We start from the raw sequence: 11,979 nt of genomic DNA on the forward strand, positions 1-11,979 counted from the left end.
TCCTATGCGGTGGGGTAGGCGGTGACCTCGTCGATGGTGAGCGTGCCGTCGCCCGGCCCGCCGCCGACGTAGAACGACAGCTGCTCGAACCGGGTCAGGTCGAGCGGGCCGGACCCGGCCCAGCCCGGGTGGGCGAACTCCGTGAAGGGGATGCGGACGGTGCCGTCCGGCGCGGCGTCGAGCGTGTGCTCGAAGTAGACGCCGCCGGTGACGAACTGGATCGTGATTTTCGCGGGCCCGCCTGTTCCGCTCAGCCGCAGCTCCAGGCCCTGATGCCCCCACAGGTCGAGGGAAGGGGAGAAGGTGCGGGTGACGCCCGCGTACCCGGCGGACCCGAGCGAGTAGTCCAGCCGCATGGCCTCGCCCGGTTGGAGCCGCGGGGTGATCTGGTCGCCGTTGGCGTTGCGCACGTAGGTCCGCGCGAGCTGCTCGCTGTCGGCGTAGGACGAGAAGTCGTCCACGACGGCGGGCGCGGTGGGCAGCGGCCGGGTGGTGAACGAGGCCACGCTCCCGCTCGTCCGGCCGGCCGCGTTCACCGCGGTGACCTGCCAGTAGTACGTGACCCCGGGTTCCAGCCCGCCGGTGGTGGCGTACTCGGTGGTGGTGAGCGCGGTGGCCGACAGCACCGGGTCGCTCAGGTCCGCGTGCCCGGAGACGGTGAGGGTGTAGTAGCCCGCGCCCGCGGCGGGCTCCCAGGAGAACGCCGGCGAGCCCAGCACGTCCTGCGCGCCCGGAGCGGGGGTGAGCGGGGCGGACGCGGCCGGGGGAGAGGTGACCGGGGCGGGGTCGGCGGACCAGAGCGTGGCCCGGGTCAGCCCGGTGCGGCCGCTCCATGACACGCGGACGTGACCGGCCCCCTCGGCGTCGGCCGTGACCTGCCCGTTCCCGCTCTCATGCGGTACGGTCCGCCAGCCGGAGCCGTCGTCCGAGACCTGCACCCGGACCCGCGGCCGGCCGGCCAGGTCGAACCGCACGCGCCGGAGGCCGGGGCTGCTCCACGACATCCAGGCGCTCCCGTCCGCCCGTGCGCCGTCCGGGGTGATGGTGACGTTCTCGTGGCCGCTGGCCAGGCCGGTCGTCTGCAAGGGGTCGATGAGGACGATCTGCGCCCCGGTCACGCGCATCGGCTCGGAGGCGTGGCCGCGGCGGCCGTGCCGGTCGACCGGCACCACCCGGTACGTGACGTCGCCTCGCGCCACCGGGTCGATCCACGGCGTCTGGTTGTCGCTCAGCGTGCCCTCGTGGGCGGAGGTCCAGCGTCCGTGCGACCGGTGCTCCACGACGTAGCCGCTCGCGCCCGCCGTGCCGCGCCAGCGCAGCTCGTTCAGACCGGCACGCTTGCCCACCTGGGTGATCAGCGGCGGGCCGACCCGCACCGGGCGGCCGTCCCCGAGCTGCTCCGCGAAGGCCATCTGCGCCTCGACCGAGGCGCGCATCCGCTCGTCGTCTCCCGGGTAGTGCAGGGTGAAGCCGTCGTCGTGCTGGACGAACCCGTTGCGGTCGCCGTGGCCGAACAGCGACCACGACAGCAGGCCCGTGACGTTCCGGTCGCCGGCCAGCGGGGTGAGCAGGTCCTTGGTGGCCGAGGTGGAGGCGTACTCGCCGGCGAGGTAGACCTTGCCCGCGCCGGTCACCGTGGCCGCGTCGGCGCGCACCCGCTCGGCCGTCGGCGGGTAGTAGTGCACGTCCACGATGTCGATGCCGGGCACGGCGAGCGTGTCGGGGTCGATGTCGAAGCGGCGGCCGGCCGCGATGAGCTGGCGCGGCGCCCACTGGCGGAACCTGGCGGTGTTCGCGGTGAGCCAGTCGAGCGTCATGCCTTCGAGCTCGTTGCCGAACTCCCAGGCCATGATGGTGGGGTCGGCGTTGTAGGCCAGGCCGGTGAGCGGGTTGACGCGGTGCATGACGTGCTCGACGTAGGCCTGGTAGTCGGCGATCACGCGCTCGTCGGTGTAGAAGGCCGGTGACGGCAGCCCGTACGGGTCGGCGAAGTCGCGGTGGCCGCCGTGGTAGTACGACCACTCGTCGGTGAGGGGCAGCACCAGGCGGATCCCGATCGAGCCGGCGTAGGCGATCGCGTAGTCCACCGTGGCGAACGCCCTTTCGTTGAAGCCCTCCTCTTTCGACGGCAGGATCGACAGCTCGTTGCCGGTGGAGGCCAGCATGTGCGAGCGCACCACGGTCATGCCCATGGCCTTGGCAGTGTCGAGCGCGTCGCGGATGCGGAAGAACGTCGGGTATCCGACGCCGCCGACGTTCTCGTCCAGGCCGAGCCAGTAGATGTTGGTGCCGGCGAAGCGGAACTGCTCGCCGCCGAGGTCGAGACGGGACTCCGTGCGCGTCACGAAGCGGGTGTTCAGGGACCGGAAGTCGGGGGATTCGGCGTGCGCGGGTGGGGCCAAGGAGACGGCCAGGGCCAGCAGGGCCAGGCCCGCCCAGGTGAGGGATCGCATGTCGGCACCTTTCGTGGGGGGTGCGGAGGCCGGGCAAGCGACTGAACGAATGCTTTACCGGATAAGTGGCCTGACCGTAGAACGAGTGTGACAACGATGTCAACGGGATGTGACGCAGGAGTTGCCGATGATTTACCCGGTTCAGCGCCCTGAACCGGCATCGGCGGCGCCGGAGCGTCGCCGGGCAGGTCGGCGGCCTGCTGGTTTAGTGGATACCTAAAACGGTCTAGACATGTTCAGGGCGAATCGCTACCTTGATCCGGCGTATCGGGGCTTTTGTCCCATTGCCATGATCAAGGAGCAGCGGGTGACGAAGCAGAGCAAGGCACTGGACTCGGGATGGACGCTCCGCCTGACGGGCGGCGAGGCCCCCGCCGGCCTCGAACGGCTCCGGGACAGGGCCGTGCCCGCCCGGGTGCCCGGCTGCGTCCACGCGGACCTGCTGGCGGCCGGGCTGATCCCCGACCCGTACCGCGACCTCAACGAGCTCGAGGTGGCGTGGGTGGGCCGGGCGGACTGGCGTTACGACACCGTGCTGGAGGGGGTGCCGAACGGCTTCGAGCGTACGGACCTGGTCTTCGACGGGCTCGACACCGTCGCCCGGGTGCTCCTGGACGGGGTGGAGCTGGGGAGCACCCGGAACATGCACCGGTCGTACCGGTTCGACGTGACCGGGCGCGTGCGGGCGGGCTCGGCGCTGTCGGTCCGCTTCACCTCCGCCTACACCGAGGCCGAGGCGCTGCGCGAGCGGCTGGGCCCGCGGCCGAACGAGTATCCCGACCCGTTCAACTACATCAGGAAGATGGCCGCCGGCTTCGGCTGGGACTGGGGGCCCACCCTCGTCACGGCCGGCATCTGGCGCCCGGCGCGGCTGGAGAGCTGGAGCACCGCCCGGCTGGCCTCGGTCAGGCCCCTGGTCACCGTCGCCGGCGGCGACGGGCGGATCGAGGCGCACGTCGAGCTGGAGCGCACCGGGACGGGCGCGGGCCGGGAGCTGACGCTCACCGTCGAGGCGGCGGGGCACGCGGTCAGGCGCGCCATCCCGGCGGGCGAGGACGGCGCGGTCGCCGTGCTGGAGGTCCCGGACCCGGACCTGTGGTGGCCGCGCGGCCACGGCGACCAGCCCCTGTACGACTGCGTGGTCGTCCTGTCCGACACCGGCACCGGCCGGGTCCTGGACCGCTGGCGGCGGCGCGTGGGGTTCCGCACGGTCGAGCTGGACGAGTCGCGCGACGAGCACGGCACCGCGTTCACCCTCCGCCTCAACGGCGAGCCGATCTTCGCGCGGGGCGTCAACTGGATCCCCGACGACGCCCTGCCCGCCCGGATCACCCCCGAGCGCTACCGGCACCGGCTGCGCCAGGCCGCCGAGGCCGGCGTCGACCTGGTCCGGGTCTGGGGCGGCGGCATCTACGAGGACCACGCCTTCTACGACGCCTGCGACGAGCTGGGCCTGATGGTCTGGCAGGACTTCCTGTTCGCCTGCGCCGCCTACCCGGAGGAGCAGCCGCTGCGCGGCGAGGTCGAGGCCGAGGCCCGCGAGAACGTCACCAGGCTCAGCCCGCACGCCAGCCTCGTGCTGTGGAACGGCAACAACGAGAACCTTTGGGGGTTCCGCGACTGGAAGTGGGAGGCCGCGCTGGCCGGTGACAGCTGGGGTGAGGGCTACTACCTCGGGCTGCTGCCGCGCGTGGTGGCCGAGCTGGACCCGACGCGGCCGTACAACGCGGGCAGTCCCTGGTCGGGCTCCTGGAACCACCACCCCAACGACCCCGCCCACGGACCCTCGCACTTCTGGGAGGCGTGGAACCGGCGCGACTACACCGACTACCTCAACGACGTGCCGCGCTTCGCCGCCGAGTTCGGCTGGCAGGCGCCGCCCGCCCACGCCACGCTGCGCGAATGGCTCGGCGACGACCCCCTCACCCCCACCTCGCCCGGCATGCTGCACCACCAGAAGGCCGAGGACGGCAACGGCAAGCTGGACCGCGGCCTGGCCCACCACTTCACCGCCCCCGCGAGCTTCGACCACTGGCACTACCTCACCCAGGTCAACCAGGCGCGCGCGGTCGCGACCGCGGTCGCGCACTGGCGGTCGCACTGGCCGGTGTGCGCCGGAACCGTCGTGTGGCAGCTCAACGACTGCTGGCCGGTCACCTCGTGGGCGGCGATCGACGGCGCGGCCCGGCCCAAGCCGCTCTATCACGAGCTGCGCCGGCTCTACGCCGACCGGCTGCTGACCTTCCAGCGCAGGGACGGCGCCCGCGTGCTGGCCGTGGACAACCAGTCGCCGGAGCCGTGGCAGGGCACCGCGGTGGTGCGCAGGCTGCGCGCGGACGGCTCCGGCCTGGCCGAGGAGCGGCTGCCGTTCGCCGTGCCGCCGCGCTCGGTCGGGCTGCTGCCGCTGACGGTGGCCGACTTCAAGGACGCGGGGGAGGAGCTGCTGGTGGCCGACGCCGGCGGCCTGCGCGATGTCGTGCTCGGCCGCGCGGACAAGGACTTCGCCTACCCGGCCCCCGAGCTCGATCTGCGCCTGGACGCCGCGGACGGTACGCTCGACGTTGTGATCACCGCCCGCTCCTTCGTCCGTGACCTGCTGCTGCAGGCCGACAGGCTGGGCCCGGCCGCCGTGGCCGACCGCGGGCTGGTCACGCTGCTGCCCGGCGAGAGCGTCACGATCTCCGTGACGGGCCTGGACACCTCCGACGAGACCTCCGTACGGTCGGCGCTGTTCTGCGTCAACGCGGCGGAAGGGGTCCCCCGGCCATGAGCTCCGCCGCCCGGCCCGACGGCAAGGTGACCATCGCCGAGGTCGCCCAGCGAGCAGGGGTGTCGAAGGGCTCGGTCTCGCTGGCCATGAACGACAAGCCGGGCGTGTCCGCCGCCACGCGGGAGAAGGTGTTCAAGGCCGCCCGCGAGCTCGGCTGGCTGCCCAACCAGGCCGCCCGGTCGTTGTCGTCGGCCTCGACGCAGGTCAGCAACGTGGGCCTGGTCATCGCCCGGCCGGCCCGAATGCTCGGTCTCGAGCCGTTCTACATGGAGTTCGTCTCCGGCATCGAGAGCGTGCTGGCCGAGCGGGCCCACTCGCTGCTGCTGCGACTGGTGCGCGACGTGGGCGAGGAGATCGGCGTCCTCGACGGCTGGGGCCGCAGCAGGCAGATCAGCGGCTCCATCATGGTCGACTTCACCATCGACGACCCCCGCATCGCCGCGGCCGGCGCGCTGCGCCTGCCCGTGATCGCCGTCGGGCATCCGGACCTGACCGGCGGGCTGCCGTCGGTGTGGACCGACGACGCCGCGGCCGTCACCGAGGCGGTGCGCTATCTGGCCGCGCTCGGGCACCGGCGGCTGGCCCGCGTGGGCGGCCCGGCCGCGCTGGGGCACAGCGCGATCAGGAGCGAGGCGTTCTCCAAGGCTGTGGCTGACCTCAACCTCGAAATGGGCCGCATCCTGCCCACCGACTTCTCCGGGGAGCAGGGCGCGCGCGCCACGCGCGCGCTGCTGTCCTCCGCCCAGCGGCCCACGGCCATCCTGTACGACAACGACATCATGGCCGTGGCCGGCCTGTCGGTGGCCACGGAGATGGGCGTGCCCGTGCCCGCCGAGCTGTCCCTGCTGGCCTGGGACGACTCGCAGCTGTGCCGGCTCACCCACCCGCCGCTGTCGGCGATGAGCCACGACGTCTTCGCGTTCGGCGCCGAGGTCGCCCGGCGCCTGATGGACCTCATCGACCACGGGAAGACGGACGTCGGCTCCGTGCCGACCCCCGTGCTCGTCCCGCGCGGCACCACCGCCAGGCGCCGCTGACCCAGCTCCGGCTCGTACGGCACCCCCGCACGCCCTCATCGACCTAAACCGTTCAAGTCCATATTTCCCCAGGTAGACAGGCATGCCTATTCGCTCATTGTCTGAACTGCCGGTAACGGTTCTGTATCTTCAAAACTTCGTCCCTGTTGCGACTAAACACGACATGCCACTGTTCACCGCAATCAACGCGCTTCGGATAGGAGATGGTGTGAGATGCGCAGAACGGCGCTGACCGGTCTGGCCCTCGCGGCGGTCGCGGCCCTGGCCGCCGCCTGCGGCGGCAGCGGGGCGAGCAAGGAGACCGCGACGGCGGGAGACCCCGCGAAGATCTCCGGTGACATCACGGTCCTGACCAACCGCACCGACCTGGTGAACGACGGCACGATGAAGAAGTACGCCGACGAGTTCGCCAAGGTCCACCCGAACGTCCAGGTCAAGTTCGAGGCGATCACGGACTACGAGGGCGAAGTCAAGATCCGCATGAACACCGACAACTACGGTGACGTGCTGCTCATCCCGAACGCGATCGCCAAGGGCGACTACCCGAAGTTCTTCGCCCCGCTCGGCCCGGCCGCGGAGCTGTCGCAGAAGTACAAGTTCGTCCAGGCCGGTACGGTCAACGACCAGGTCTACGGCATCGTCTCCTTCGCCTCGGCCAACGGCTTCGTCTACAACAAGGACCTGTGGGCCAAGGCCGGCGTCACCGAATGGCCCAAGACGCCCGAGGAGTTCCTCGCCGCGCTCAAGGCCGTCAAGGAGAAGACCGGCGCGACCCCGCTGTACACCAACTACAAGGACGGCTGGCCGCTCAGCAACTGGACCAACGCCCTGGGCTCGGTCACCTGTGACGTCAAGGCCGAGAGGGCGATGACCACCGAGGACCCGTGGGTCGCCGGCAAGGACCTCAACGTCATCGACTCCCTGCTGTTCAACGCCGTGCGCGAGCAGCTCACCGAGAAGGACCCGACCACCACCAACTGGGAGGACTCCAAGAACTTCATCGCCACCGGCAAGGTCGGCGCGATGTGGCTCGGGTCGTGGGCGATCCCGCAGATGCAGGCCGCCGCCACCACGGCCGGCCGCAGCGCCGACTCCATCGGGTTCATGCCCTTCCCGTCCCAGCCCGGCGGCTCGTTCTGCTCGGTGCTCAACCCCGACTACCAGTACGCCGTCAACAGCCACTCCCGGAACAAGGCCGCCGCGCGGGCCTGGCTGGACTGGTTCGTCGACAGGTCCGGATTCTCCGCCGTGAACCAGGGCGTCTCCAGCGTCAAGGCCGACCCGCTGCCCTCGGCGCTCAAGCCGTACAGCGACGCCGGCGTCAAGCTCATCGAGATGGAGACCGACCAGCGGATCCTGGTGGACAACATCGACAAGGAGTCCGAGGTCGGGATCAAGTCGCCCGACTACCGGCAGAAGCTCATCGACGTCGCCCGGGGTGCCGCCAAGGGCGATCTGAACAGCGTGCTCGCCGACCTGTCCGCCAAGTGGAAGGCCGGGCAGCAGTCCGCCGCCTGACGCTCCCGCCCGCGGTGCCGGCGCGATCCGCCGGCACCGGGCCCGACCAACGGAAAGGCAGAGATGACGTCAACCCTGAGGCGCGGCGCCGCGGGAGGCACGCGACCACGGGACGCGGCACGCCACTCCAGGAGCCGCCGCGACTGGAGGCAGGGCCTGACCCCGTGGCTGTTCCTGCTCGTGCCGCTGGCGCTGCTGGTCACCTTCTCCTACGTGCCGATCATCAACATGGTCGTGTACAGCTTCACCGACTGGGACGGCGTCAGCCCCGACTACACCTTCACGGGGCTGGAGAACTACGCCGAGATCTTCACCCGTCCCGAACTGTTCAAGGTCTTCGTCGCCAGCGCCTACTACCTCGGCGCCGCCGTCCTGCAGATCGTGCTCGCCCTCTACTTCGCCACGATGCTCAGCTTCAACACCCGCTTCCGCAACCTGTTCAAGGGCATCCTGTTCTTCCCCTACCTGGTCAACGGGGTGGCCATCGGCTTCGTCTTCCTCTACTTCTTCCAGGAAGGCGGCACGTTCGACTCGGTGCTGCGGCTGTTCGGCGTCGGCGGGGAGCACCTGTGGCTGGGCGACCCCGACCTGGTCAACTTCTCGCTGGCCGGGGTGTCGGTGTGGCGCTTTCTCGGGCTGAACTTCGTGCTGTTCCTCGGCGCCATCCAGTCGATCCCGCCGGAGCTGTACGAGGCCGCCGAGCTCGACGGGGCCGGCCGGTGGCAGCAGTTCCGCCACATCATCGCGCCCAGCCTGCGGCCGATCATCGGGCTGACCGCGATCCTGGCGATCTCCGGCTGCCTGTCGGTCTTCGAGATCCCGTACATCATGACCGGCGGGGCCGGCGCCAGCGAGACCTTCGTGATCCAGACCGTCAAGCTCGCCTTCCGCTTCAACAAGACCGGGCTCGCCTCGGCCGCCGCGGTGGTGCTGCTCGTCATCATCCTGCTGGTGGCCTGGCTGCAGCGCCGGCTCGTACCCGAAGAAAGGGTGACCCCGTCATGACCGCCGCCCGCGCCCGGGTAGCGAGCGCGCTCAAGTACCTGTCCCTGGTCGCGGCGAGCGTGGTCGTGCTCCTGCCGCTCGGCGTGGTGCTGCTCACCTCGCTGAAGACCTCCGACGAGCTGGCGGCCGGCAGCGGCCCGCTGACGCCGCCGTCCGACTGGCTGAACCTCGCCAACTACGTCACTGCCTTCGACAAGGGGCGGATGGCGGAGGCCGCGTCGAACACCTTCGTCATCCTGGTGGTGTCGATCGTCGGGACCGTGTTCATCGGCTCGGCGGCCGCGTACGCCATCGACCGGTTCACCTTCCGGTTCAGGAGGCTTGTCGTCGGCCTGTTCCTCTTCGCCACGCTCGTGCCGAGCATCACCACGCAGGTAACGACATTTCAGGTGATCGACCAGCTTGGGCTGTTCAACACCCGGCTGGCGCCGATCATGCTCTATCTCGGCACCGACATCGTCGCCATCTACATCTTCCTGCAGTTCATCCGGAGTATCCCGGTCTCGGTGGACGAGGCCGCCCGCCTGGACGGCGCCTCCGCGTTCGCCATCTACCGGAAGATCATCCTGCCGCTGCTCAAGCCGGCGATCGCGACGGTCGTCATCGTCAAGGGCATCGCCGTCTACAACGACTTCTACATCCCCTTCCTCTACATGCCCGACCAGAGCCTCGGCACGATCTCGACGTCGCTGTTCCGCTTCAAGGGGCCCTTCGGCGCGCATTGGGAGAACATCTCGGCGGGCGCCATCCTGGTGATCGTCCCGACGCTGGCCGCCTTCCTGCTGCTGCAGCGCTTCATCTACAACGGCCTGACGCGGGGCGCAGCGAAGTGACGCTTGTCGCGCCGACGTCTGGGGAACCCTCTTCCGCCCCGCCCGCCGACCGGGCGGGTCAGCGGGGCGGGCCCGCGGCGATGGTCCGCCGGGCGTCCTCGACGCCGCCGCGCCACCAGCCCATCGCCTCCACCCACCAGGTCATGCCCGCCGCCGCGTACCCGTCGACCAGCCCGTCCGCGGCGCGCCCCTCCAGCGCGATGTCGAACCCGTCCAGCGACCCCCGCTCCGCGGCCAGGAAGTCCACCACCCGGGCGAACTCGGCGACGGGCACCGGCCGCTCCTGGCCGTAGTCGTGGAAGGTCGGCATCGCGCCGTCCCACCGGACCGCCCGCCGGAACCCCGCCCGGGTCGGCCACCGGCCCGGGCACCAGATCGGGATCCGCGGCCGCTGCACCGGCGCCGGCCGGAGCTCGGCCCAGAGCCGCGTCAGCTCCTCCAGACCGCGGTCCAGCTTGGCGGCGCGCACCTTCAGGTCGGGGTCCTCACCGAAGTCCGCGTATTCCGCGTCCATCGACCCCAGACCGCCGCCGAACACCAGCCGCCCGCCGGACAGCGCGTCCAGCGTCGCGGTCTCCTTCGCCACCGTCTGCACCCGCCGCCGCGGCAGGGCCATCATCAGCACGCCCAACCGGATCCGGCTGGTGCGGGCCGCGAGCGCCGACAACACCACCGTCGGGTTGGCGACCGGCCAGCCGCGATCGTGGTAGAGCAGGTGGTCCCACACGTAGACCCCGTCCCAGCCGTGCTCCTCGGCCGCGACACCCAACTCGACCAGCACCTGAGGATCCCCGAACGCGCCGACATTCGGCAGCCCCACCGCGAAGTGCACCATGATCCAAGGCTATGCCCGCGCACGCGGGGCAGCGCCTCCAGGCCCGCTCTTCCGCGCGTCTCTCCCGCCGTACTCCGGTACGGGGGCTGCTGTCCTGACCGCACTCCGCCCGCTCCGGCCGGCCGCCGGCGCGGGCGGGACCCGCTAGAGCAGGTCGGACCGCACGGTTCCGGTCAGGTCGCGGCCCTGGGCGTGCGCGGGCGGCCGGGTGCCGAGCAGGGCCGCGATGGTGGGGGCGACGTCGATCAGGCGCGGACGGTGCAGCCGCGTGCCGGGCCGGATCCCCGCCCCCGACAGCAGCAGGGGCACCCTGCTCTCGCTCAGGCTGCCGTGCGCCCCGCGCCACTGCCCGGCCGGCGGCTCGGAGAGGGCGAAACCCCACGGCGGCCTCGCCTCGGCCACCAGGTCGCCGAGCTTGTCGCCGGCGTGCAGGGAGCGCAGGTCGCGGTCGTCGAGCACCCGGCCGATCTCCGGCAGCCGGCGGAGCGCCGCCCGGATCCTGGCCTTGGCCTTCGGATCGGACGCGCCGCCGCGCAGCGTGATGTCGCCCACCCGGACCGCGTTGGGCACGATGACGACCTCGGTGCCGGCAGCCGGAGCGGCACCCGACGGAACGACCTCGACACTGTGCCCGAGAGCCTCGACGGCCCCGATGACCTGCGGGAGCAACGTACGGTTCCAGGCCGTCATACCGTGATCGCCGGTGAGCAGGAAGGCGGTGTCCCGGTGGATGCCGACGTCCTTGGTGGCCTGCACCAGCCGGCCGAGCTGGCGGTCGTGCTCGGCCAGCAGCGCGGCGACGCCCGGGCTGTCCGGCCCCTCGTCGTGGCCCAGCCCGTCGAGGTCGGAGCTGTAGACGGCGAGCAGATCCGGGATCTTCGGCACGGTCACCGGCTGCCCGTTCGACAGCACCGGCCGCAGGTTGAGGATGTCGATCGCCACGTCCACCCGCTGCCCGAACCCGCCGCCGGGCTGGACGTACAGGTGCTCCGGGTCGCCGTACCGCACGCCGTGGTCCTGGATCATGTACCACTGCACGGAGGCGACGGTGCGCCCCTCCGCGGCCAGGGTCTCGGCGATCGTCTCGGCCGCCAGGAAGCGGCTCTGCCCCTGCGCCCTGCCGCTCACCGGGTCGTACACGTAGGCGACGTTGCCGTGCACCTCCGGGTAGGCGCCCGTGCTCATGGACGCGCGGCAGGGGTTGGAGACCGTGTGGAACGTCGCCTCGGCGGTCGCGAGGACACCCCGGGCCATCAGCCGGTCCAGGTTGGGGGTCGCCACGCGCCCCAGGTAACGCGGGTCGAAGCCGTCCCAGTCCACCAGGACGACGTGCTTGGCCGGCTGCCCGGCCCGGCGTGATCCGGCGGCCCACGCCGCGGGCGCCCCTGCCCCGACGGCGCCGACCGCCGCGAGGCCGCTCAGAACGGTACGTCGAGAGATCGACATCGATGCTCCCCTGCTTCCCGTGATGGTCGTGACCACCGTAGAGATCAGTGGCGAACGATCACACCGGCAGCAGGGTGACAGC

8 protein-coding genes are annotated in these 11,979 nt (G+C 71.2%); 5 read left to right on the top strand and 3 right to left on the bottom strand.

What is annotated here, in order from left to right; genetic code table 11:
* Positions 1–2 precede the first annotated feature (2 nt).
* Positions 3–2,453: a cellulase family glycosylhydrolase gene (locus tag ACTWPW_RS53575; RefSeq protein ID WP_443173506.1), complete on the bottom strand. Its 2,451-nt coding sequence runs from the start codon at positions 2,451–2,453 to the stop codon at positions 3–5.
* Positions 2,454–2,760: 307 nt separating this feature from the next.
* Here ACTWPW_RS53575 and ACTWPW_RS53580 point away from each other — a divergent pair, with 307 nt between their 5' ends.
* The 5 genes from ACTWPW_RS53580 to ACTWPW_RS53600 all read left to right on the top strand — a co-directional run bounded on the left by ACTWPW_RS53580 (position 2,761) and on the right by ACTWPW_RS53600 (position 9,616).
* Complete coding sequence (locus ACTWPW_RS53580; RefSeq protein ID WP_443173507.1) at positions 2,761–5,223, top strand: glycoside hydrolase family 2 protein; 2,463 nt, start codon at positions 2,761–2,763, stop codon at positions 5,221–5,223.
* Complete coding sequence (locus tag ACTWPW_RS53585; protein ID WP_375116002.1) at positions 5,220–6,260, top strand: LacI family DNA-binding transcriptional regulator; 1,041 nt, start codon at positions 5,220–5,222, stop codon at positions 6,258–6,260. Before ACTWPW_RS53580 ends, ACTWPW_RS53585 begins: the two co-directional genes overlap by 4 nt.
* 213 nt (positions 6,261–6,473) lie before the next feature.
* Complete coding sequence (locus ACTWPW_RS53590; RefSeq protein WP_443173508.1) at positions 6,474–7,778, top strand: ABC transporter substrate-binding protein; 1,305 nt, start codon at positions 6,474–6,476, stop codon at positions 7,776–7,778.
* Between the two features lie 63 nt (positions 7,779–7,841).
* The gene (locus tag ACTWPW_RS53595; protein ID WP_443173509.1) at positions 7,842–8,783 is read left to right on the top strand and encodes a carbohydrate ABC transporter permease; all 942 of its coding nucleotides are present in this window, start codon (positions 7,842–7,844) and stop codon (positions 8,781–8,783) included.
* Positions 8,780–9,616 carry a carbohydrate ABC transporter permease gene (locus ACTWPW_RS53600; RefSeq protein ID WP_375116005.1) on the top strand — a complete coding sequence of 279 codons (837 nt, stop codon included), beginning with the start codon at positions 8,780–8,782 and terminating at the stop codon, positions 9,614–9,616. Before ACTWPW_RS53595 ends, ACTWPW_RS53600 begins: the two co-directional genes overlap by 4 nt.
* 58 nt (positions 9,617–9,674) lie before the next feature.
* On the opposite strand, the gene ACTWPW_RS53605 is transcribed toward ACTWPW_RS53600, so the two are convergent.
* Positions 9,675–10,451, bottom strand: coding sequence for an LLM class flavin-dependent oxidoreductase (locus tag ACTWPW_RS53605; protein WP_443173510.1), 777 nt, complete (start codon positions 10,449–10,451; stop codon positions 9,675–9,677).
* Positions 10,452–10,595: 144 nt separating this feature from the next.
* A complete protein-coding gene (locus tag ACTWPW_RS53610) occupies positions 10,596–11,897 on the bottom strand; it encodes an alkaline phosphatase family protein (RefSeq protein WP_443173511.1) in 1,302 nt (433 codons plus the stop codon).
* Between the last annotated feature and the right edge of the window lie 82 nt (positions 11,898–11,979).

Source organism: Nonomuraea sp. KM90 (assembly GCF_052246675.1).
In the GTDB taxonomy this organism is placed as follows: Bacteria; Actinomycetota; Actinomycetes; order Streptosporangiales; family Streptosporangiaceae; genus Nonomuraea.